The organism is Novosphingobium aeonii (assembly GCF_052279045.1).
Taxonomy (GTDB): domain Bacteria; phylum Pseudomonadota; class Alphaproteobacteria; order Sphingomonadales; family Sphingomonadaceae; genus Novosphingobium.
The window spans coordinates 326,869-348,690 of sequence record NZ_CP176832.1 but is presented as its reverse complement, the minus strand read 5'-3'; the positions used below and the strand labels follow the sequence as shown (position 1 = coordinate 348,690).

The following is a 21,822-nucleotide window of genomic DNA, read 5'->3' as shown; positions in this document are numbered from 1 at the left end:
TCTTTACCTCACTTTCCCAACCCTAGATCGTGACTATGGCACGGTTCGTCTGAACCTGCGCTGAAATTATTCGCCGCTTGCAGGGCTCTTGCAGAATGGCAGCGAGATAACGGCAGCGACTGGATCGATCAGGCAGTCCCACCCACGGTAATGCCCTCGATCAGCAGGGTCGGCTGGCCGACGCCGGCCGGAACGCTTTGTCCGCCCTTGCCGCAGATGCCGACGCCGCGATCGAGTTCGAGATCGTTGCCGATGCCGGTGACGCGCGTGAGGACCGACGGGCCGTCACCGATCAGCGTGGCGCCCTTGATCGGCGCGCCGAGCTTGCCGTTCTCAACCTTGTAGGCCTCGTTGCACGAGAACACGAACTTGCCCGAGACGATATCGACCTGGCCGCCGCCCATCGATTTCACGAAGATGCCGCTCTTCATGCGGGAGAGCAATTCGGCCGGATCGTCGTTGCCCGCTTTCATGAAGGTGTTCGTCATGCGGACCTGGGGCGCGTGGGCATAGTTCTCGCGGCGGCCGTTACCGGTCGATTGCACGCCCATCAGGCGGGCGTTCATGCGATCCTGCATGTAGCCTTTGAGGATGCCGTCCTCGATCAGCACGGTTTCCTGCGTGGGGGTGCCTTCGTCGTCGATGGAGAGCGAGCCGCGCCGGTCCGCGATCGAGCCATCGTCGACGATGGTGACGCCGGGAGCTGCCACGCGTTCGCCGATGCGGCCGGAGAAGGCGGAAGTTCCCTTGCGGTTGAAGTCACCCTCAAGCCCGTGGCCGACGGCTTCGTGGAGGATCACGCCGGGCCAGCCGGGGGCCATCAGCACGGCCATTTCCCCGGCGGGAGCGTCCACGCTCTCCAGGTTGACGAGCGCCTGGCTGAGCGCGGTGTCGATAGCCCGGTTCCAGTTCGCAGGGTCGAACAGCGAATCGTAGAGATGGCGGCCGCCCATGCCGAACGATCCCGTTTCGCGGCGGCCGTTGCTTTCCGCGACGATCGACACGCTCAGGCGTACCAGCGGGCGCACGTCGGTGGCGATGAAGCCGTCAGGCCGCACGATCTCGATTACCGACCACTGCCCGGTCAGGCTTGCGCTGACCTGCGAGACGCGCGGATCGCGGGCGCGGGCGGCGGCGTCGATGGTCTCCAGCAGCTTTACCTTGGCCTCGAAGGGCACGAGATCGAGCGGCGAGACGTCGGTATAGAGGTGGCGGTTGCTTTTCTGCGGCGCTGCCGGACGGATCGTGCCGGTGGCGGGGTCCAGCAGTTGCAGGGTCTCGCCCGCACGGCGGATGGCGGCGGGGGAAATCTCGTTCGCATGCGCGAAGCCGGTCATCTCGCCGGTTACGCCGCGCAGGCCGAAACCGGCATCGCGCGAATAATCCGCCGTCTTCAGGCGGCCGTCATCGAAGCCGAAGGCTTCGGTGGCCATGAACTGCATGTAGAGTTCGCCGTCCTCGCAATTGCGCAGGGTTTCGGCGGCGAGTGCCTGTGCATCCTCGGGCGAAAGCTGGCGATAGAGGAGCGAGCGCGGGTCGGTCATGGTCATGCCTCCCGATATAGGCCGCACGGGGCGGGAGGCAATACGGGAGGGAGACGGGAAGGGAGGGGGCACCGAAGCCCCCGCCGGACTACCTGTTCAGGCTGCCTGCTGGTCGGCCGGGCCGCCCTTGAGGACAAAATGACGGTCACAGTAGCCGCAATCGACGTAGCCTTTCTCGTCGATCTCCAGCCACACGCGGGGGTGGCCGAGGGCGGCGGGGGCGTAATTCCCCGTGGCGCGGATGTCAGTGGCCCCGTCGCAGGAAACGCGGTGGGAATCGGTGAAGACGGTTTCGGGCTGCGTGCTCATGGATCGGCCGATTACCAAGCCTTCACGGGAATTTCCAGCGGGCAAATGGTCCCGGCGCATTGTTGGGCGCGCCGGGACCATTTCCGTCAGGCTTCAGGCGGGTACGGCGAGCGCACCGGCTTCGGCCAAGGCATCGGCAACGGCCTTTTCGCGGACTTCCGGACCGATGGCGATGCCTTCGGCAAGCACGAAGATCGGATCGCTGATGCCCACGAAGCCGAGCACGGCGCGCAGGTAGCTTTCGGCATGTTCGACAGCGGCGCCGGGCTGGCCTTCACTGTAGTAGCCGCCGCGCGACAGGGCGACATAGACCTTCTTGCCGCCAGCGAGACCCTGCGGACCTTCGGCGGTGTACTGGAAGGTCTTGCCGGCCACGAGGACGCGGTCGAACCAGGCCTTGAGCTGGCTGGGAATGGTGAAGTTGTACATGCCCGCGCCGATCACGACGACGTCGGCGGCCAGGAATTCCGCGAGTTCGGGAGTACCGTCGGGGTTGCCGAGCACGTCGAGCGTCAGGTGCGGCAGGGCCTCGGCGGCGAGGTCGTGGTAAGTGACTTCGAGCGAGGGATCGGCCTTGGTCAGGGTGGCGACGATCTCCGCCGAAACGGCGCGGCTGACCGAGTTTTCGCCAAGAATGCTGGAATCGAGATGGAGAAGCTTCATGGGAGAGAACCTCTAAGGGGTGGTCTGGAAAAATGGTGGTCTGGAAAAGTGACTGGCCATAGCTATGTTGCACTGCGACGGACGCCAAGAGCGCATTTTTTCAGGACCAGGTACCATGGAGATGACCACCTTCGACGCGGCGGAACAGGCGGCGGAACAGATTGCGGAAAGCCCGCCCGAAACCGGACCGGCCATCGTACACTCGGCAAGTGCATGCCGGGTTATCGGCGATATTCTCAGCCGCGTGGGCGACAAGTGGTCGATGCTGGTCGTGATGACCCTGCTGGAGGGCGACCTGCATTTCAACGAGTTGAAGCGCGCGATCAACGGGATCTCGCAGCAGATGCTTTCCCGAACCTTGCGCGCCCTGGAGCGGGACGGACTGGTGGTGCGCACCGTTCACGCCAGCGTGCCGGTTCGTGTCGAATATTCCCTCAGCGACCTTGGCCGTTCGCTTTCGCAGCCGGTGCAGGCACTGGGCTCATGGGCTTTTGCCAACCGCCCTGCGATCGAGGCCAGCCGTTCGGTCTTCGATGAGCGCAGCGACGCCTGACGGCGGCCCTATTCCAGCTTGAGGTGCAGGGCGGCAAGCCCCCGGATGATGTAGCTGGGCTCATAGGCGATGCGGCGCGCTTCGGCGGGGCCGTGATGCTCTTCGTCCAGGGTGATGCTGCGGGTCTGTTCGAGCAGCCGGTCGAGCAGGACCGAGACTTCGGCGCGGGCCAGCGGCGCGCCGGCGCAAGTGTGGGCACCGCGGCCGAAAGCGACATGTTCCTTGATGCGCGGCCGCCCGATCACGAACCGCTCGGGTTCATCCCAGCGGCGCGGGTCGCGATTGGCCGCCGCGAGCGAGATGACGAGGCGCTGACCGGCGGGAATCTCCACGCCCGCCAGCGTCGTTCGGCGCGAGGCGATGCGGAAGGTGGCCTTGGTCGAACCTTCTATGCGCAGGACTTCTTCCAGGAACGGGCCGATCAGGCTGCGATCCTCCCGCAGGCGCTGCTGGAGTGGCTGGTCCTCGGCAAGGCGGCGCAGGGCATTGCCGATCAGTTTGGCGCTGGTGTCCTGTCCGGCCGCGAACAGGAACATGGCGGACTTGACCACTTCCATCGCGTCCGGCGTCGATCCATCGGGATAGCGGGCAAGCGCCATTTCCGTCATCACGTCGTCCTGCGGAACGGCGCGGCGTTCCGCGATGTAGCGGGCGAAGTAGCCGGCCATCGCCAACAGGGGATGAATGCTCTGGCCATCGTCGGCGGCATCCATGTTGCCCGGCGGCGGCGCGGAATCGATGAGCGCGCGGAAGGCCTCGCGGTCCTGCGCGGGAACGCCCAGCAAGTCGGCGATGACCATGGTGACGAAGGGCGTCGCCACTTCGGCCACCAGTTCGCAGCCGCCACGTTCGACAAGGCCGCGCACCATGTCTTCGGCATAGCCGCGCATGAATTCGCCGTTCGCGCGTAGCCGCGAAGGCGTGAACAGCGGGTTGAGCAAGGACCGCGCCGCTGCGTGCCGGTTTCCGTCATAGGATACCAGCAGTTCCATCTCCCCGCTGGGATGGGCCGCAAGCTGCGCCGAAATGTCGTCACCTTCGGGTTCGAAAGGGAGCGGCGCCAGCGGATCGGGGTTGAGCCATGACGAGAAATCGCGGGTGTTCAGGAGCACTTCCACGGCTTCGGCGAAACCCGTCACGATCAGCACGTCGCTGCCCGGCATCTGCGTGACCGCGCCCCGCGCGCGCAGGCTTTCGAAATAATCGTAGGGGTCCAGCAAGACGGCATGGTCGGTGAAATAGTCGCGTTCCGCGATGCCGGCCTCGGGGGTGGTTGCCATGGTTCTTCTCCCGATCATCCGCAGGATCGTGCTGTCCTACAATTATGATATATTGTGGATCGTAAATCCAACGAAGAAGCGCGTCAACGCCGGGAATGGCTGCGCGGCGCACACGCGCCCTTTACTGGCGCGCGAACCTGCCCCACATGCGGGCCATGACCAGCACGACCTCTGCCGCCATCTCGATCCGCGACCTCAAGAAGCGCTATGCGCCCGCCGGCAGCGGCGAGGGCAAGCTGGCGCTCAAGGGCGTGTCGTTCGACGTGCCCGAGGGCGGCATCTTCGGGCTGCTCGGCCCGAACGGGGCGGGCAAGTCGACGCTCATCAACATCATGGCGGGCCTCGTCCGCAAGACTTCGGGCACGATCGACATCTGGGGCTTCGATATCGACAGGCACCAGCGCAACGCAAAGCGTTCGATCGGCATCGTGCCGCAGGAAATCGTGTTCGACCCGTTCTTCACGCCGTTCGAGGTGCTGGAGAATCAGGCCGGGCTCTACGGCATCACCAAGGCGCTTCGCCGTTCGGAAGAGCTGCTGCGGGCGGTCCATCTTTCCGACAAGCGCGATGCTTACGCCCGCACCCTTTCGGGCGGCATGAAGCGTCGTCTGCTGATCGCCAAGGCGCTGGTCCACCAGCCGCCGGTGCTCGTGCTCGACGAGCCGACCGCAGGTGTCGACGTCGAACTGCGCCGCCAGCTCTGGGAACTGGTCAGCGAACTGAACCGCGAAGGCGCGACGATCGTGCTGACCACGCACTACCTCGAGGAAGCCGAGGAACTGTGCGACCGTATCGCCATCATCAATCATGGCGAACTGATCGCCAACAAGCCGACTCGCGAACTGGTCGGCATGGCACGCGAGAAGATCCTCGTCCTCACCTTCGACCGCGACGTGACCGCGTTGCCCACCCATCCCGGTTTCCTCAAGTCGGAAAAGATCGGCGAACGGGTCCTGCAGGTCACTTACGACAAGGACCGCAGCAATGCCGGGGAAATCCTGTCGGCCGTGCAGGCGCAGGGCTTCGCCATCGTTGACGTGACCACGCGCGAGGCGGATCTGGAGGACGTGTTCGTCAGCCTCACGAGTGCCGTGGCGGCCTGAAAAGGGCGATGAGCTACATCTATCTCGTCATCGCCATCATTGCGGAAGTCATCGCGACCTCGTTCCTGAAACAGTCCGAGGGTTTTGCGAAGCTGGTACCCACCGCGATCATGGCGGCGGGGTACATCGTGGCGTTCTTCTGCCTGTCGCTCGCCCTGCGGAGCATCCCGACGGGCGTGGCCTATGCGATCTGGTCAGGCGTGGGGATCGTCCTGATCACGGCGATCGCGTGGATATTCCAGGGTCAAAAGCTCGATGTCCCGGCCTTGATCGGAATTGCGCTCATCATGGCGGGCGTGATGGTGATGAACCTGTTCTCCGGAGCGGCCGGGCACTGACGGTTCGGCAATTCGCCGCCGGGGCCTCTCCAGCTTGCCCCGATCAGCTTTTTTCCGTGTCCTCTTTCCATACCTTGTGCGCCTGGCGGCGTATATCCTTGCCGCAACCCAGACATGTCGAGGTATAGTGCGTGCCGTCCCAATGTACGGTGTTCCGGTTGGGTTCGTGTCGGTTGAAAGTGCAAAGCACCGTTTGAAATGGTTGCTTGGAAAAGGCTGACATTGCGGCACGCTCCGTACTGGAGTTCAGATCACGAAGCAGTTCCAACTGCTTCCCTGCGTGCGACCGCCCGGCAGACCTCGTGCGTTTTTCTGATTATCTTGTTGTGAATGCTCGGCAACCTTACCCCTTGCGACGCTGCACTGCAACATGATTGCAGGGCAAATACGGATGCAAAGCTAAATATTGCGCACCGGTCATAGTCTGGGCATGGAGCCGTCATGACCATGTCCAATGTCCCCTCCGACAATGCTTGCTCCAGCGCCCATGATGTCATCGTCGTCGGCTCCGGCGCTGCCGGCCTCACCGCGGCGCTTGCGCTGGCAGACAGGCTGAAGGTTCTCGTGCTGGCGAAGGGCAGTCTCACCGGCGGCTCCACCGCCTGGGCGCAAGGGGGCATCGCGGCGGTGCTCGACGCGGGAGATACCTTCGAGGAGCACATCAACGACACCATGATCGCCGGCGCCGGCCTCAACCGGCTGGAGACCGTGGAGTTCGTGATCGAGCGCGCACCTCATGCGATCGAGCGGCTGGTCGAACTGGGGGTGCCGTTCAACACCGAGGGCAGCGAACTGCACCTCACCCGGGAGGGCGGCCATTCCCACCGCCGCATCGTCCACGTCGCCGATGCGACCGGCTGGGCGGTGCAGAGCGCGCTGCTCAAGGCGGCGGAAAGCCATCCCAACATCACCCTGCTGCCCGGTCAGTCCTGCATAGACCTCATCACCGGGCGCCATGAACTGCGCTATTCGGGATCGGGCCGGGTCTGGGGCGTCTATGCGCTCGACGAAAAGACCGGCCGCGTCGAGGCGCACACCGCCGCCGCGACGATCCTTGCCACTGGCGGGGCGGGCCGCGTCTACCAGTTCAGCACGGCGCCGCGCGGCGCCACCGGAGACGGCATCGCCATGGCCTGGCGGGCGGGCGCGCGCGTTTCCAACATGGAAATGATGCAGTTCCACCCGACCTGCCTTTACAACCTCGACGTGAAGAACTTCCTCATCACCGAGGCTGTTCGCGGCGAAGGCGGGCAGCTCAGGCATCCCGTCACCGGGCACCGTTTCATGCCCGATTACGACGAGCGCGCCGAACTGGCCCCGCGCGATGTCGTGGCCCGCGCCATCGACGACCAGATCAAGCGCTATGGCCTCGACTATGTCCACCTCGACATCAGCCACCAACCCGAAGCGTTCATCCGCGAGCATTTCCCGAACATCTACGAGAAGCTGCTCGGCCTCGGCATCGACATGACGAAGGAGCCGATCCCGGTCGTCCCGGCGCAGCACTATACCTGCGGGGGCGTGCTCATCGATCTCGATGGCAAGACCGACCTGCCCGGCCTCTATGCGGCCGGGGAATGCACCGAAAGCGGCCTTCACGGCGCCAACCGCCTCGCCTCGAACTCGCTGCTCGAATGCTTCGTCTTCGGGGAGGCCTGTGCCGCGCATATCCTCGACAACTGGGATACGTTCGACGCGCCCCCGCCGGTTCGCGCCTGGGATGAAAGCCGCGTGACCGATTCCGACGAGGAAGTCGTCATCAAGCAGAACTGGACGGAAATCCGGCGCTTCATGTGGAACTACGTCGGCATCGTGCGCACGACCAAGCGCCTCGAACGCGCCATGCACCGCATCCAGATGCTCAACGGCGAGGTGGAGGAATACTACCGCCACTTCCGCGTGCGCACGGACCTGATCGAACTGCGCAATCTGCTGCAGACCGCCGAACTCATCGTGCGATCCGCGCTGCATCGGCATGAGAGCAGGGGCCTGCATTTCACGCTGGACTATCCGGAGACGGAAGGGGAACCGCACGATACGGTGCTCGTGCCCTGACGGAACAAGGGGGCGTGGCACCGCCCCCGTCCACCTAGGTCGTAAACTCATAAACGGCACCATCGAGGCGCCCAAATGGCGAACAGCTCGGGCCGAAGGTGCCGTTTATGAGTTTACGACCTAGTTCCCCACCAGCACGAACGGCGCCCAGATCGCCGGATGGGCCGCGCCCGCCACGCTCCGGTCGCCCAGCACATCGAGTTGGGCCCGGCGCAGCGCTTCGGCGCGGCGGGTATGTCCACGCGCGCCTTTCACCGTGGCCAGTGTCAGCCGGCTGGCGACATCGTCCCGCACCGGCCAGTGCGACAGCAGCAGCGAACGGGCGCCGGCGGAAATGAAGGCCTGTGCCAGGCCGGAATAAGTCGGCGCATTCTCGCTGTCGCCCGCACTGGTGTCGCAGGCGGAAAGGATCACCCAGTCCGCGTCGAGCTTGAGCCGCGCGATTTCCGAGGCCGTGAGCAACCCGTCTTCGGACCCGCCCGCATCGGCGGGAGGCGTCAGGACGAGCGCGGGTTCGAGCATGTTGCGATAGGCGCCGCCCACCAGTCCGTGCGTGGCGAAGGCGATCACCCCCGCCCGGTCCAGCGGCGCGGCCTTGACCGCTGCCTCGGTGGCGCCGGAGCCGAGGAGCAGCCGGCGTTCGCCCCTGAAGGTTGCGGCCATCGCGGCAAGCTCATTCCCGGCGCCGGGCAGGCTCGGCAGGCCGGGGAGAGCGGAGACTACCGTGGCGACGGCATCAGAGGCATCGGCATCGGGATTTCGCAGCACCGGAGCGCCGATGCCGACGAATCCGCGCCGGCCGGCTCTTCGCGATGTACCGGATGACAGCGTGGAAGCGCTTATCAGGGTGCCGACGGCGTGAGTCCTCACCAGCCACGGGGTTTCGCGCAGGGCTTGTGGATCGCTGTCCGATCCACGGGGCGGTGCGGTGACGAGCAGGTCGAACGGCAGCGCGGCCAGGGTGCCCTGCGCGAGGACGGCCAACTCTTCGCGGTCATGCACGGCGCGCGCGATAGGGGTAGGGAACAGCAGCGTGTAGAGTTCGTGGGCAGCCTGCCGGTCGAAAGCGGATCGGCCGTCCGTTAGCACGCCTTCCTCGATCGATCCGCGCAGGCGGCGTTGCAGGTCCAGCAGGCGGCGCGGTGTTACCGGCACCAGCGCGGAAGCGATGCCCCCGCGCGTGACCGCAAGCACGACCAGACCTTCGGCATCCTGTCCGTAAAGGAGAACCGCCTGATCGCCGCGCAAGTGTGCGCGGGTGGCGATGAGCCCGGCGGGGGTCAGGCTGGACAGCGCGGTATGGCCGGGGACGAGCCGCGCGATCTCGGCATCGAGCCGGAAAAGGCGCGTTTCCGATGCGGCGAGCTTTTCCTCAGCATCTGGGGACAGGCTTTGGCCGTCGCCGGTCGCCCGGTCACGTTCTCGGCGCAGGGCGCGCAGTTCGGCGGCTTCGTTGCGGTAGGCGCGAATGGCCTCTTCGGCTTCGGGGCCATGGCCGCCGCGATAGGGGCCTGCGCCGCCGAACGCGGTCTGGAGGTCCCCCATTCCCGCCATCTGGAGGGCGCCGAACGCGGTTTCCATGTCCCCTGCGGCAAGCGCCACGCGGCTTTCGAGCACGAAGAGCCCCGAAGCCTGATCGCGCAGGCGCACCGAGCCCGCAGCAGGGGATGCCCGGTCCAGCAAATGTTCGCGCAAGGTAGCCAGGACGGGTTTCAGCCGTTCGAGCGCACCGACCGGATCGCCCTGACGCGCATCGATAAGACCCCGCAGCGCGAGACCGGAGATGCGATCAAGATTGGCGGCCTGCGCCCGCTTCGCATAGCCCGCGTTGACGTGATCGAGCAGCGCCAGCGCGCTTTTTGGATCGCCCGTCAGATTGAGCATCTTGGCGAGGCTGAATTCGGCCCACAGCACTTCGGGATCGTCGGGAGAGGCCGCGTTGCGGCGAGCCAGCGCCAGTGCCTTGCGATAGAGGGCCAGCGCGGTTTCGGTTTCTCCGTCGTCCCGCGCGATGCGTGCGATCTGGCCGAAGATGTTGGCGCCCGACATCGACTGGCCCGAAGGTGGCAATGCCTCGAAGATCGCTGCCGAGCGCTCGTAGAAAGGACGCGCTTCTTCGGAAAAACCGGCGAGGTCGAGCGAGTAGGCCAGCGCATTGAGCGAATAGCCGACGTCGCGCTGGTCAGGCGAAGGGTTCGCCATGCGCAAGTCCAGCGCGCGGCGCAGGATCGGGGTGGCCCGTCCGTAGAGGCCGGCATCGTTGAGCGCGGCCCCCAGTGCATTGAGCGATGCCAGCGTGATCCGGTGTCCCTTGCCAAGGCGAGCCTCGGCCCAGCTGGCGGCATCGCGGGCGGCATCGACGGCGGAGGCGGAATCGCCTGCCTGTATGCGAAGGGTCGACAGCGTGATGCCGTAGATGGCCGGATTTTCGAGGTTCGTTCCGGTGCGCTCCGCAGCGGCGCGGCTGATGGCGAGGGCCTGCTCGACTTTCGGGATCGCCTCCAGCGGCAGGCCGCGTCGATAGTCGATCACCGCGAGCCCGTAGAGCGCGGCGGCATATTCGCTGCTGCCCGGCCCGGAGATCTCCTCGGCGATCGCGAGAGCGCGCTGTTTGTAGCCGTGGGCCTCGTCGAGCTTTCCGAGGCTGGAGAGCGCGGAACCGATATTGTTGACGATGTCGGCCCGGCGCGGTGTCATCGGTTGGCCGCGAGCGGTCATTTCCGCATCGAACCGGCGGAAGACGGCGAGCGCTTCCGCGTAGCGGCCGAGCCAGAACAGGGCTTCGCCGCGCGTGGCATCGGCAAGAAGCAGGTCCACAGGGTCGAGGCCCCGGATTTCGCGCGCCTTTGCGAGCAGCGCGTCGATCCGGTTCAGCGCGGCTTGCGGGTCGCCTGAGGTGTCATAGTCGGCAAGGGCATGAAGCTCGCTGGCGAGCTGGCCCGGCAAAGGTGCAGGACGGGCCATGGCCGTGCCTGACCCGCCCATTGCCGTCCCCGCCAGGAGGCATGCTGTCAGGCCTGCCCAGAGCCGCATCGTCATCGTCGCCCCCGACCGGAAGAATTCATCGCTTCGGGGCCAGCCCCCGATTTCCGGTACGATGTTCGTCAAGCACAGGAATGCGGCCTGACGGCAAGGATGTAATTGTTCTTCGGCGGGAATCGCAGCTTTCGAGAGCGGCTTCGATGCGGCCTGCCGTCAGTCGCCCGTGGCGACGGGACGCGCCGGATCGGCGATCCACTCGCTCCACGAGCCGGGATAGAGATGTGGTTCGGCCAGCCCCGCCACGGCCATGGCGAGTGCATTGTGGCAGGCGGTTACGCCCGAACCGCAACTGAGTATCGCGGGCCGGCCGCCGAGCAGGTCGCTGAAGCGGGCGGCAAGTTCCTCGGCGGAACGGAAGCGTCCGTCCGGCCCGAGGTTGTCCCGGAAGAACCGGTTTCGCGCGCCCGGGATGTGCCCGGCAACGGGGTCGATCGGATTGGGATCGCCCCGGAACCGCGACGGATCGCGGGCGTCAAGCGTCTGCGCGGCGCCGGTTTCGATATTTGCGAGCACTTGCGCGGCATTTACCGGGGCGGGCACCAGCGGCTGGCCCGCAACGAAAGTACCCGGTGCGCAGGGGGCAGGCTCTCCGGTTTCGATCGGCAGGCCTGCCGCCACCCAAGCCTGCTTGCCGCCGTCCAGCACGGCGACCGGGGCATGGCCGACCCAGCGCAGCAGCCACCAGGCGCGGGCGGCCCAGGCCCCGCCGCTGGAATCGCAGGTGACGACCTGCTGTCCCGGCTTCAGTCCCTGTCCGCGCAGGAACGCGGCGAGCGCGACCGGGGCGGGCAGCGGATGGCGACCGTTGGTACCGTCCGGCGGCCCGGCCAGGTCGTCGTCGAGATGGGCATGGCGCGCGCCGGGAAGGTGCCCGGCGCGATAGCTTTCGCGGCCCTTGTCTGGCTGGCCCAGCTCGAAGTCGCAGTCGAGGATCAGCACGTCCTCCCCGGAAGCCAGCAGGTCATGGAGTTGGGAGACGGAAATCAGCGTTTCATATGCCATGGGTCAGCCTTGGGTCAGCCACGGAGAATGGCCGGTGCAATCGTGCGGCAGGTAGGACGGGGAAGGCGCGATGTCGACGCCTCCCGTCCCGAATTACGGTCGCATCGCCGGCTTAGCCGAGCAGGGATTCGATCTCGTCTATCGTCTGGCCGAAGCCGGCGATGAGATCGCGGTAGGGCTGGGGGCTGGTCATGTCGAGACCGGCCCGTTTGAGGATCGCCGTGGGATGGTCCGAGCCGCCCGCGCGCAGCACGTCGAGATAGCGTTCGCGCTCCGCGTTTCCTCCCTTGAGGATGGCATTGGCGAACCATGTCCCCGCAGTGATCGAGGTGGCGTACTGGTAGACGTAGAAGAAGCTGAAGAAGTGCGGGATATAGGCCCATTCGATCGCATAGGGTTCGTCGATCACGAAATCCGGGCCGTGATAGCGTTTCAGCAGATCGAGATAGACCCTCGTCAGGCTCTCGCCGGAAAGGCCCTGACCAGCCTCCGCCATCTCGTGCATCTTCAGTTCGAACTCCGCGAACATCGTTTGCCGGAAGTAAGTGCCGCGCAGCCCTTCCAGCCGCATGCCGAGGTAGTAGATGCGCTCCTGCTTCGTCTTGGCCTGGTCCAGCATGTAGTCGGTGAGCAGCAGTTCGTTGCAGGTCGAGGCGATTTCCGCCGTGAAAGTGGGATAGTCCGCCAGTTCGAACGGCTGGGCTGACTTCGCCAGCAGGCTGTGCATGGCATGGCCCCACTCGTGCGCGTAAGTGGACAGACCTTCGTAGTTCTCGCCGAGGTTGAGTAGCAGGTAGGGGTGCACGTCGTAGACGGAGCCGTTCATGTAGGCGCCGGACGTCTTGCCGGGCCGGGGAAGCGGATCCATCCAGCGGGCCGCGGTCGCCTCGCCCAGCTGCTTCACGTAATCCGGCCCGAGCGGGGCGACGGCTTTCAGCGTGATGTTGCGCATGTCGGTGAGCGTGAACTTGCGGTCGAGGCTGACCAGCGGCGGGTAGATGTCGTAATAATGGATATCCGGCAGGTTCAGCATCTTGCGGCGGAGCTGGAAATAGCGGTGAAGCTGGGGAAGCCCTTCGTTCGTGGCCGATACGAGCGTGCGGTAGACGGTCTCGGGCACATCGTCGTCCGCCTGGGCCATGGCGAGCGAATTGGGGTATTTGCGGATGCGCGCCTCGAACACGTCGCCCTTGAGCTTGGCGGCCATGGCGGCGCCCAGCGAGCTTTCGAATTTGCCCATCTCTCCGAAGTAGGCATCGAACACCTTCTTGCGGTCCTCGCGGTTCGCGGCATCCCGGGTAAGCGAATAGCCCTGGCTGTCGAGCCGGGTTTCGCGTCCGTCCGAAAGGGTGATCGTGGGCCAGGGGATGTCCGAGTTGAACAACTGTTCGCGGATCGTGCCGGGACCGGAGAGCGGCGACGATGCGGCCGCGAGGATCTGCTCGCCCTGTGTGTCGAGCGTGTGGTCGGCCTTGCGCAGGGTATTGCGCAGCGAGAAGGCGAAGCGGCGCTTCAGCGCATCGTTGGAGGCGATGAAGCGCTCCACCTTGTCCTTGCCCGCGGCGAGGATTTCCGGGCTGGTCCAGGCGGTTGCCTCGCCGAAGGCGGCGAACATGTCCTGCACCTGGGCCTGACGTTCCTGGTTGGGGGCGATGCGCAGGTCCTCGTCGGCCTTGAGCGCGGCATAAGTGTAGACGCGGATCGCCTTGAGAGTGACGGCGGAGATGTCCTCAAGCACTTTCGCCATGGCCTCGGCGCTCTGGCCGAGCGTGCCCTTGTATGCGGCAAGGCGGGGCAGGGCATCCATCACCTGCTTGCGGGCGGTTTCCCAGCTTGCAAGGTCGGGATAGAGATCAGTGAGATCCCAGGCGGCAAGATCGTTCGTGGCGGCGCTGGCGAGACCGGGCAATGCCGATACGAGCGGAAGCGCGGCAGCCAGTCCCAGGGCGCCGCGGCGGTCGAGTTCGATCATGTGGAGTGTGTCCCTTGATGCCTGCCGGCAAGGCGCGGCAAGCCGATGCCATGAGGCTAGGTCGTAAACTCATAAACGGCACCATCGAGGTTTGAGGCAAAATGGCTCAGCGCCAGGAGGGAAGGTGATGGAATATGTCGATATTTCAAGCCTTCCCGACGCAGCGCTGGGCCATTTTGGTCAAATCCCGAAGGGACGCCCAAATGGCTTCCATCTCGGGCCTAAGCTGCCTTGGACGGGCAACCAGCCCGCCCGGCGTCAGCTTCGGCCCGAGCTGTTCGCCATTTGGGCGCCTCGATGGCGCCGTTTATGAGTTTACGACCTAGACCGCTTGCCGCGCAGTGCAAGCCGGAAGCCGTCGTTGGTCGATCAAGGTTGGCGGTTCATCGATGGCGAGGGCCGGACCGGCTCCGCGCCAAAGCGAACGGGCCGGGCTTCCTTTCGGAAACCCGGCCCGTTTCAATGCCTTCGAAGGTGCGGCCGGTCAGGCCAGTGCGGCCTTCAGTGCATCGGCAAGGTCGGTGCGTTCCCAGGGGAACAGGTCGCCTTCCGGCTTGCGGCCGAAGTGGCCATAGGCCGCGGTCTTGCCGTAGATCGGCTTGTTCAGGCCAAGGCCGACGCGGATACCGCGCGGGGTCAGGCCGCCAAGCGCGTCAGCCGCGACCTTGGTGATCGCCACTTCGAGTTCGGCATCGCTGGCCTTGCCGGTGCCGTGCGTGTCGACGTAGAGCGAAAGCGGCTCGGAAACGCCGATCGCATAGGCGATCTGGATCGTGCAGCGCTTGGCCAGGCCCGCCGCGACGACGTTCTTGGCGAGGTAGCGGGTGACATAGGCAGCCGAACGGTCGACCTTCGTCGGGTCCTTGCCCGAGAAAGCGCCGCCGCCATGCGGGGCCGCGCCGCCGTAAGTGTCGACGATGATCTTGCGGCCGGTCAGGCCGGCGTCGCCGTCAGGGCCGCCGATTTCGAACTTGCCGGTCGGGTTGATGTGGAACTTGGTGTTCTCGGTGACGAAGCCCGCGGGCAGGATCTCGCCCACGGCCTTCTTCACGTAAGCCTTGAGTTCCGCATCCTTCGCGCCTTCGTGGTAGCCGGCCTTGTGCTGCGTCGAGACGACCACGGCGGTTGCTTCCACCGGCACGCCGTCCTTGAAGCGCAGGGTCACCTGGCTCTTGGCGTCGGGTTCGAGGAACGGCGCGGTGCCCGAATGGCGGTCCGCCGCGAGGCGTTCGAGGATCTTGTGGCTGTAGTCGAGCGTGGCCGGCATGAGGTCCGGCGTCTCGTCGCAGGCGAAACCGAACATGATGCCCTGGTCGCCTGCGCCTTCGTCCTTGTTGCCGGCCGAGTCCACGCCTTGCGCGATGTCCGCGCTCTGCGGGTGCAGGTGGTTTTCGAACAGCAGGTCCTGCCAGTGGAAGCCGGCCTGTTCGTAGCCGATGCGCTTCACGGTTTCACGGACGATGTGCTGGATTTCCTCCTGCGCGCCATCTTCCCAGTGGCCGTCCTTGTCGATCATGCCCTTGCCACGCACTTCGCCGGCGAGGACGACGCGCTGGGTGGTGGTCAGGGTTTCGCAGGCGACGCGGGCTTCCGGGTCCTTCGACAGGAAGAGATCGACGATGGCGTCGGAAATCTGGTCCGAAACCTTGTCGGGATGGCCTTCCGAGACGCTCTCGGAGGTGAAGACATAGTCATTGCGCATCGTGACACCACATATAAAGAAATCTTTATGTGGTTACGGGTCTACCCGCGCCGACGCCGGAGCGCAATAACGGAAACCGCAACAAGCCAGAAACCGAGGGCAAGCGTCAGCGGCAGCAGGTTGCCGAACCGTGCGAACGGCGTGGGCTCGTGAGGCGGCGGAATGCTTCCGTCGAGCCTTCCTGCGCTATGCCAGGGGACATACGAGCGCACGATACCATCGGCATCGATCACGGCGCTGATCCCGGTCGTGGTCGAGCGCATGACGGGCAGGCCTTCCTCGATAGCACGAAGCCGGGCCTGGGCGAGGTGCTGCGGCGGGCCCCAGCTCCCGAACCAGCCGTCGTTGGACGGGTTGAAGATATAGTCAGGTCTTACGCGGGGATCGACGACCTGCCCGCTGAAGACGATCTCGTAGCAGATCTGGATGCCGGCCTTGCCCCATTCGCCGAAGTCGACGGTGCGCGGGCCCGGGCCGGGCCAGAAGTCTAGGTTTCCCGCTACGAACCGGGTGGCGCCAAGGGGTTCGAGCAGCCAGCGCAGGGCAAGGTACTCGCCGTAGGGGACCAGATGCGCCTTGGAATAGCTTGCCAGCAGGTTGCCATTGCCGTCGATCGCGGAAACCGAGTTGCGGGCGGCCACGGCCTGATCGCCCTCCATCACCAGATCCACCGCACCGGTCATCAGCAGGCCGTAAGGGCCGATTACCCGCCCGATCCGCTCGCGGGCGAGAACCGGGTCTCCGGCATATGTGTACATGCGGTAGAGGAAGGGGGGATAACCATCGCGAATATAGTCCCCAAGGCCGGATTCCGGCCAGAGGATGAGGCGCCTGTCCCCCGGCGAGCGGGGAACGGAAAGGCGCGCCAGTTGCACGAAATTGGCCTCGTAAAGGCGCGGATCGTCGATCCGTTCCTGCCGGATGTCGGGCTGGACCAGCGTGAAGCGGATCGCTCCCTCGCTGCGCTGTGCCCAGGGATCGGGCTGCGCCATCAGCATCGTGAGCGGGATGTAGACGGCGAATCCGGGCAGCACCCAGCTCCAGCGTGCAGGGCCTTTGAAGCTGCGGATCATCCGCCAGAGCAAGCCGGGGAGGCAGGCGATCAGGACCAGCAGGCCGGAAAGACCGTAAGTCCCCACCCACGGTGCCGCCAGCGCGAGGCCGCGGCTTTGGAAGCCGCCGAGCAGAGCCACGCCGAGCGGGTTCCAGGCAAAGCCGGTGAAGACCCAGGCGCGCAGCCATTCGCTCACGATCCAGGCGGCGGCGAGTGCCAGCGCGAGAATGAGGAAGGCGCCCGGCCCCGGCACATCACGCGGACCGTCCCTGCGGCCGCGATCCAGCCTCAGCAGCAACCAGCCCGCCAGCGCGGCGAGGCCGGGATAGATCGCGAGGTAGAGCGACAGCAGGAATACCGCGATCATCCCCAGCCAGGCGGGCATGGAGGCCTGGTAAGTGAATGCCGTGGCGATCCAGTTGTCCCCCAGGGTGAAGTGCCCGAGGCCGAAGCACCAGCCGATCAGCAGGGCGCGTCGCCATCCCGGCGCACGTGTGATCAGTTCGGCAAGCCAGGCCACGCCGAGCAACGTCAGCGGCCAGAGTGCGAGGGGCTGGAAGCCGCAGGCCGCCATGGCCCCGGCGAGAATCGCTGCAAACCCCGCCGCAAGGCGCGGATGGCGGTTCAGGAAGTCCATTGCGGGTTTCAGAACCGGGCCTCGCGCCGTAGGGAATCCATTGCTGCGGCTATGTACGGGCAAGATGGCCGGAAGCAAGCGGAGTTCGCGCCGGGTTCGCTTCTTGCCGGCGGGATGAAACGCCAACGGCCCACGTCTCGCCTTGTGGCGGGACGTGGGCCGTGGATCGGAACGTCAGCGAATGCGCGCCAAGCGCATTCGCGTTTCGTTTCAGGAGTTGACCGCTTCCAGCGGGCTGTCGCCACCTTCGTCGGCCGGGGTAGCGGCCTTGCGGGTACGGCGACGGCGCGGTTTTTCCTCGGCGGTTTCATCGGACTTCACATCGTCCGACTTTTCGGCCGCGGGCTTTTCCGCGGCGGCCTTGGGCGTCCGCTTGGCGGGCGCAGCCGAAATCGCGGGAGGCAGGATGGCCGGGTCGAGGTTGGCCGCAGGTTCGGCAGCAGCAACATCGGCGGAGGCCGCGTTGCTTTCGCCTTCGCCGCCGGCCTCTTCACGGGTGCGACGCGGCTTGCGCTGCTTCAGGCCGCGCGAAGGGCGGTTGTCACGCACGAAGGGGTTTTCGGCCGGTTCGTAGACCGAACGCTCGGGCTCGGCTTCGTTACCGGTCGCCTCGGCGGTCGGTTCCTCGGCCTGCTGCTCGGCGCGCGGAGCACGGTCCTGACGCTGCGGACGGTCCTGGCGGTCGAAGCTGCGTTCCTGACGTTCAGGGCGTTCCTGCCGCTCAGGTCGATCCTGGCGTTCGGGACGTTCCTGCCGCTCAGGTCGATCCTGGCGTTCGGGACGTTCCTGCCGCTCGGGACGTTCCTGCCGCTCCTGGCTGGCAGGCGCATCGTAATCGCCATATTCGTCCGTGCCGTAGTCATCGCCGTAATCCGACGAACGATCGTCGCGGCGCGGCTGGCGCGAATCTTCCTGGCGCTGCTTCTGGTCGGCGATCACGCGAAAATAGTGGTCCGCGAACTGAAGGTAATATTCCTCAGTCACGCGGTCGCCATTGAGATGCGCGTCATGTGCCAGCTTGCGATACTTCTCCAGCAGCTGCGGCGCATTGCCGCGAGCCCTGCTGTCGATCCGATTGGTCTGCTGGCCGCCTTGCTGGCGATTATTACCGCGGCCACGCCGACGGTTGTTACCACGATTATTATTCAAGGATTTATTTCCTCAAAACCCAGGGCACCGGCCTGTTCCCGTCGGGCCGATCTGCCACACGTCACATGATCACGGATCGCCCCCGAGTGCCGTGAACTCCACTGTTGCCCGGTCGAGGCGTTTCCGTCCGCGACTGTCTGCAAGTGATGGAGGCGAACCGTCCGCATGGGAAATTCCATCCATGTACCGGTTCGCCGTAATCCTTAGGCATTCCGGACGGCGATTCCAAGTGAAAACTTACGCGGCTGTTGAAAACTCCAACACTCTCGGACGATTACCGAGGTCGCGGTGGAGACGGCTGGCGAGGCCGGCAAGCTGGCCGATCTCGGCGACGGATTCGGCCTGTTCATGACCGATCTCCACGAGGGCGACGCCGCCGGGCGCCAGCAGGCCGGGCAATTGCGGTATCAGAATCCGGTAGTCATCAAGGCCCAGTTCGCCGGAATAAAGTGCGCTGGCAGGCTCATAGGAGGCGACCGAGCGATCGAGTTCCACCGTCGTCTCGACATAGGGCGGATTGGCCAGCACGAGATCGAAGGGCCCGCCGAGGGCATCGGCCCAGTCGCTGAGGAGCCAGTCCGCCGCAACCATGCGCGCGCGATCGGCAAGGCCGAGGGCTTGTGCATTCGCCTTCGCGGTGGCGAGGGCGCCGGGCGAACTGTCCATGCCCACGCCGCGGGCCTGCGGGAGGTTCGCGAGCACAGCCAGGAGCAGCGCGCCCGATCCGGTGCCGCAGTCGAGCACGGAACGGGCATCGGGGCGGGCCGCAAGGGCGGCTTCGACGAGAACTTCCGAATCGCCGCGCGGAATGAGCACGTCGGGGCCGACCGTGAAGGGCAGGCCGAAGAATTCCTGTTGGCCGGTGATATAGGCGACCGGTTCGTGCTCCGCCCGGCGTGCAACCAGCGCGGCGAAGCCGGCGGGGGCATCGTCGCGCATGCGGGAAAGCAGCAGGGACGAGCGCGAAGTGTGCAGGGCATGGGCCATGAGCACTTCGGCATCCAGCCGGGCGGTGTCGCTGGTCGCGGCAAGGCGCTCCGCTGCGTCGCGGATCGCCTCGCCGACTGTTTTTTCAGGCATCCATCGCGGCGAGGCGCTTGGCCTCGTCCTCGGCGATCAGCGCGTCGATCATTTCGGCAAGGCCCGGCCCTTCGAGGATTTCCGGCAGGCGGTGCAGCGTCAGGTTGATACGGTGATCGGTGACGCGCCCCTGCGGGAAATTGTAGGTACGGATGCGTTCGGAGCGGTCACCCGAGCCGACCATGGCCTTGCGGGCCTCGGCCTCGGCGTCATGGGCCTCGTCACGCATCTTCTCGTAGAGGCGCGCGCGCAGAACCTGCATGGCCTTGGCCTTGTTCTTGTGCTGGCTGCGCTCGTCCTGGCAGATCACCACGAGATTGGTGGGCAGGTGAGTGATGCGCACCGCCGAATCGGTCGTGTTGACGTGCTGGCCGCCCGCGCCGGAAGCGCGGTAGATATCGATCTTGAGGTCCTTGTCCTCGATCTGGACATCCACCTCGCTCGGTTCGGGCAGCACCGCGACCGTGGCGGCGGAGGTATGGATCCGGCCGCCCGATTCCGTGACCGGCACGCGCTGTACGCGGTGGACGCCGCTTTCGAACTTGAGTTTGGCGAAAACGCCCGAGCCGGTAACGTTGGCGACGACTTCCTTGAAGCCGCCGACGTCGCTGGCGTTGGCGCTGACCATTTCGACCCGCCAGCCCTGCTCGGCGGCATAGCGCTCGTACATGCGGTAGAGATCGGCCGCGAAAAGCGCGGCTTCATCGCCGCCGGTTCCGGCGCGGATTTCCAGCATGGCCGGGCGGACGTCGGCCGCATCGCGCGGCAACATGGCGATGGCGAGCTGACGTTCGGTTTCGGGCAACTGGCCCTTGAGGCGGAAGATTTCCTCCTCGGCCAGTGCGCGCATGTCGGGGTCCGGGTCTTCCAGGGTTTGGAGCGATACCAGTTCGCCGCGCATCGACACGACTTCAGCGGCAACGCGCGCCACCGGTTCCAGTTCGGCATAATCGCGGCTGGCGGCGACGAAGGCGTCGCCTTCCAGCGTACCCGAGGCAAGGCGTGCCTCAAGTTCCGCGAAACGCGCGGCGATCTGGCCGAGGCGGGCGTCGGAAATGCTCACGGGTGGACCGACTGGAGAACCTGCTCGACCGCGAGGTATTCGGCGGTCGGCTCGGCCGCGCGCAGGTTTGCGCTCGGCAGGCCATCCTTCGTGCCGAACGAGACGAGCACCCGGGCGCCCATCTTCACGGCCTTGTCGAAGCGCTTGCGGGCGCTGCCGGTGGCGACCATCTCGGCGTCGAGGCCCTGGAAGCGCAGCGCGGTGATGACCTTCTGGGCATAACCCAGCGCGGCATCGTCCTCCACTGCGAGAACCACGGTCAGCGGGGCTTCGGTAAGCGTGCCGGCATCGGCGACGAGCATCGACAGGCGCTCGATCCCCGCAGCCCAGCCGACTGCTGGCGTAGCCGGGCCGCCAAGGCTTTCCATCAGACCGTCATAGCGGCCGCCGCCCAGCACCGTGCCCTGCGCGCCAAGCCGGTCGGTCACGAATTCGAAGGCGGTGTGGCGATAGTAGTCAAGCCCGCGAACCAGCGAAGGCGCGCGCTCGTAAGCCACGCCGGCAGCGTCGAGGCCGTGAGTCACCGCGCCGAAGAAGTCCTGTGCCTCGGCCGAGAGGAAATCGTCGATCCGGGGCGCGTCGCTGACGAAAACCTTGTCGCGCGGGTCCTTGGAATCGAGGATGCGCAGCGGATTGCGCTCCAGGCGGTCCTGCGAATCTTCCGAAAGCGCATCCTTGTGGGCGCGGAAGTATTCGATCAGCGCGGCGCGCCAGGCTTCGCGGCTGGCAACGTCGCCCAGGGTGTTGAGCTGGAGCGTGACGCCGTCCGAAATTCCCAGCTCCTTGAGGAGGTGGTCGGCCATGACCAGCAGTTCCACGTCGGCGAGCGGTTCGGGCGAGCCGATCAGTTCGGCGTCGATCTGGTGGAACTGGCGGTAACGGCCCTTTTGCGGGCGTTCGTAGCGGAACAGCGGCCCATGCGTGGCCAGCTTGACCGGGGCGAACTGCTTCCAGCCGTTGGTCAGGTAGGCGCGGGCGATGCCGGCGGTGAATTCCGGGCGCAGGGTCAGCGATTCGCCGCCGCGATCCTCGAACGAGTACATTTCCTTGGACACGACGTCGGTCGTCTCGCCGATCGAGCGGGAGAACACTTCGGTCTTCTCGAAGACCGGCATTTCGGCGCGGCGAAAACGATAGAGCTTGCGGACGCGTTCGAACGTCTCGACAACGTGCGCGAAAGCCTCGGCGTCGATGCCGAAGATATCCTGGGTTCCGCGGATCGCCTGAGGCGTCTTGCCCAGGGGGGTGTTGCTCGGTGTGCTGCTCATGACGCGCG

17 protein-coding genes are annotated in these 21,822 nt (G+C 65.7%); 4 read left to right on the top strand and 13 right to left on the bottom strand.

Annotated elements, in window-relative coordinates; genetic code table 11:
* Window positions 1-128: 128 nt before the first annotated feature.
* The 3 genes from tldD to ACLIMP_RS01765 form a co-directional block, all read right to left on the bottom strand.
* Entirely contained in the window at window positions 129-1,550 is a 1,422-nt protein-coding gene (tldD, locus tag ACLIMP_RS01775; protein ID WP_132468676.1) for a metalloprotease TldD, read from the bottom strand.
* Between the two features lie 90 nt (window positions 1,551-1,640).
* Window positions 1,641-1,853 carry a zinc-finger domain-containing protein gene (locus ACLIMP_RS01770; protein ID WP_054442253.1) on the bottom strand — a complete coding sequence of 71 codons (213 nt, stop codon included), beginning with the start codon at window positions 1,851-1,853 and terminating at the stop codon, window positions 1,641-1,643.
* A gap of 93 nt (window positions 1,854-1,946) precedes the next feature.
* Window positions 1,947-2,516, bottom strand: a complete 570-nt coding sequence (locus tag ACLIMP_RS01765; protein ID WP_443478014.1) for an FMN-dependent NADH-azoreductase — start codon at window positions 2,514-2,516, stop codon at window positions 1,947-1,949.
* A 115-nt stretch (window positions 2,517-2,631) separates the two neighbouring features.
* Between ACLIMP_RS01765 and ACLIMP_RS01760 the strand changes: the two genes are divergently transcribed.
* Window positions 2,632-3,069 (top strand): winged helix-turn-helix transcriptional regulator, encoded by a 438-nt coding sequence (locus ACLIMP_RS01760; protein ID WP_185998485.1) that lies wholly within the window; start codon window positions 2,632-2,634, stop codon window positions 3,067-3,069.
* Between the two features lie 8 nt (window positions 3,070-3,077).
* Here ACLIMP_RS01760 and ACLIMP_RS01755 read toward each other — a convergent pair whose 3' ends face one another.
* Window positions 3,078-4,349, bottom strand: a complete 1,272-nt coding sequence (locus ACLIMP_RS01755; protein ID WP_443478013.1) for a cytochrome P450 — start codon at window positions 4,347-4,349, stop codon at window positions 3,078-3,080.
* Window positions 4,350-4,504: 155 nt separating this feature from the next.
* Between ACLIMP_RS01755 and ACLIMP_RS01750 the strand changes: the two genes are divergently transcribed.
* From ACLIMP_RS01750 to nadB, 3 genes are all read left to right on the top strand, one after another.
* Window positions 4,505-5,452 carry an ABC transporter ATP-binding protein gene (locus ACLIMP_RS01750; RefSeq protein WP_054442307.1) on the top strand — a complete coding sequence of 316 codons (948 nt, stop codon included), beginning with the start codon at window positions 4,505-4,507 and terminating at the stop codon, window positions 5,450-5,452.
* 8 nt (window positions 5,453-5,460) lie between these two features.
* Window positions 5,461-5,790, top strand: a complete 330-nt coding sequence (locus ACLIMP_RS01745; RefSeq protein ID WP_185998488.1) for a DMT family transporter — start codon at window positions 5,461-5,463, stop codon at window positions 5,788-5,790.
* A 441-nt stretch (window positions 5,791-6,231) separates the two neighbouring features.
* Window positions 6,232-7,845, top strand: a complete 1,614-nt coding sequence (nadB, locus tag ACLIMP_RS01740) for an L-aspartate oxidase (protein WP_324697129.1) — start codon at window positions 6,232-6,234, stop codon at window positions 7,843-7,845.
* A gap of 120 nt (window positions 7,846-7,965) precedes the next feature.
* Here nadB and ACLIMP_RS01735 read toward each other — a convergent pair whose 3' ends face one another.
* From ACLIMP_RS01735 to hisS, 9 genes are all read right to left on the bottom strand, one after another.
* Entirely contained in the window at window positions 7,966-10,884 is a 2,919-nt protein-coding gene (locus ACLIMP_RS01735) for a CHAT domain-containing tetratricopeptide repeat protein (protein ID WP_443478012.1), read from the bottom strand.
* Window positions 10,885-11,040: 156 nt separating this feature from the next.
* Window positions 11,041-11,889 (bottom strand): sulfurtransferase, encoded by an 849-nt coding sequence (locus ACLIMP_RS01730; RefSeq protein WP_443478011.1) that lies wholly within the window; start codon window positions 11,887-11,889, stop codon window positions 11,041-11,043.
* 112 nt (window positions 11,890-12,001) lie between these two features.
* On the bottom strand, window positions 12,002-13,861 hold the full coding sequence (gene pepF / locus ACLIMP_RS01725) for an oligoendopeptidase F (protein WP_324697123.1): 1,860 nt from the start codon (window positions 13,859-13,861) through the stop codon (window positions 12,002-12,004).
* 484 nt (window positions 13,862-14,345) lie between these two features.
* Window positions 14,346-15,563 carry a methionine adenosyltransferase gene (metK, locus tag ACLIMP_RS01720; protein WP_324697121.1) on the bottom strand — a complete coding sequence of 406 codons (1,218 nt, stop codon included), beginning with the start codon at window positions 15,561-15,563 and terminating at the stop codon, window positions 14,346-14,348.
* A gap of 41 nt (window positions 15,564-15,604) precedes the next feature.
* Window positions 15,605-17,254 (bottom strand): apolipoprotein N-acyltransferase, encoded by a 1,650-nt coding sequence (gene lnt, locus ACLIMP_RS01715; RefSeq protein ID WP_324697119.1) that lies wholly within the window; start codon window positions 17,252-17,254, stop codon window positions 15,605-15,607.
* Window positions 17,255-17,464: 210 nt separating this feature from the next.
* Window positions 17,465-18,403, bottom strand: a complete 939-nt coding sequence (locus ACLIMP_RS01710; protein WP_324697117.1) for a DUF4167 domain-containing protein — start codon at window positions 18,401-18,403, stop codon at window positions 17,465-17,467.
* Window positions 18,404-18,640: 237 nt separating this feature from the next.
* Window positions 18,641-19,483, bottom strand: coding sequence for a peptide chain release factor N(5)-glutamine methyltransferase (gene prmC / locus ACLIMP_RS01705; protein ID WP_324697115.1), 843 nt, complete (start codon window positions 19,481-19,483; stop codon window positions 18,641-18,643).
* Window positions 19,476-20,546: a peptide chain release factor 1 gene (gene prfA / locus ACLIMP_RS01700; RefSeq protein ID WP_185998494.1), complete on the bottom strand. Its 1,071-nt coding sequence runs from the start codon at window positions 20,544-20,546 to the stop codon at window positions 19,476-19,478. The genes prmC and prfA overlap by 8 nt, the downstream gene beginning before the upstream one ends.
* A complete protein-coding gene (gene hisS / locus ACLIMP_RS01695; RefSeq protein ID WP_054438345.1) occupies window positions 20,543-21,814 on the bottom strand; it encodes a histidine--tRNA ligase in 1,272 nt (423 codons plus the stop codon). The genes prfA and hisS overlap by 4 nt, the downstream gene beginning before the upstream one ends.
* Between the last annotated feature and the right edge of the window lie 8 nt (window positions 21,815-21,822).

What these genes read in the sequence shown, in the direction of transcription:
- ACLIMP_RS01735 (WP_443478012.1), bottom strand. Translation starts at nt 10,884, where the DNA reads ATGACGATGCGGCTCTGGGCAGGCCTGACAGCATGCCTCCTGGCGGGG.
- prmC (WP_324697115.1), bottom strand. Translation starts at nt 19,483, where the DNA reads ATGCCTGAAAAAACAGTCGGCGAGGCGATCCGCGACGCAGCGGAGCGC.
- hisS (WP_054438345.1), bottom strand. Translation starts at nt 21,814, where the DNA reads ATGAGCAGCACACCGAGCAACACCCCCCTGGGCAAGACGCCTCAGGCG.
- nadB (WP_324697129.1), top strand. Translation starts at nt 6,232, where the DNA reads ATGACCATGTCCAATGTCCCCTCCGACAATGCTTGCTCCAGCGCCCAT.
- lnt (WP_324697119.1), bottom strand. Translation starts at nt 17,254, where the DNA reads ATGGACTTCCTGAACCGCCATCCGCGCCTTGCGGCGGGGTTTGCAGCG.
- ACLIMP_RS01745 (WP_185998488.1), top strand. Translation starts at nt 5,461, where the DNA reads ATGAGCTACATCTATCTCGTCATCGCCATCATTGCGGAAGTCATCGCG.
- ACLIMP_RS01770 (WP_054442253.1), bottom strand. Translation starts at nt 1,853, where the DNA reads ATGAGCACGCAGCCCGAAACCGTCTTCACCGATTCCCACCGCGTTTCC.
- ACLIMP_RS01765 (WP_443478014.1), bottom strand. Translation starts at nt 2,516, where the DNA reads ATGAAGCTTCTCCATCTCGATTCCAGCATTCTTGGCGAAAACTCGGTC.
- tldD (WP_132468676.1), bottom strand. Translation starts at nt 1,550, where the DNA reads ATGACCATGACCGACCCGCGCTCGCTCCTCTATCGCCAGCTTTCGCCC.
- ACLIMP_RS01750 (WP_054442307.1), top strand. Translation starts at nt 4,505, where the DNA reads ATGACCAGCACGACCTCTGCCGCCATCTCGATCCGCGACCTCAAGAAG.
- pepF (WP_324697123.1), bottom strand. Translation starts at nt 13,861, where the DNA reads ATGATCGAACTCGACCGCCGCGGCGCCCTGGGACTGGCTGCCGCGCTT.
- ACLIMP_RS01755 (WP_443478013.1), bottom strand. Translation starts at nt 4,349, where the DNA reads ATGGCAACCACCCCCGAGGCCGGCATCGCGGAACGCGACTATTTCACC.
- ACLIMP_RS01760 (WP_185998485.1), top strand. Translation starts at nt 2,632, where the DNA reads ATGGAGATGACCACCTTCGACGCGGCGGAACAGGCGGCGGAACAGATT.
- metK (WP_324697121.1), bottom strand. Translation starts at nt 15,563, where the DNA reads ATGCGCAATGACTATGTCTTCACCTCCGAGAGCGTCTCGGAAGGCCAT.
- ACLIMP_RS01730 (WP_443478011.1), bottom strand. Translation starts at nt 11,889, where the DNA reads ATGGCATATGAAACGCTGATTTCCGTCTCCCAACTCCATGACCTGCTG.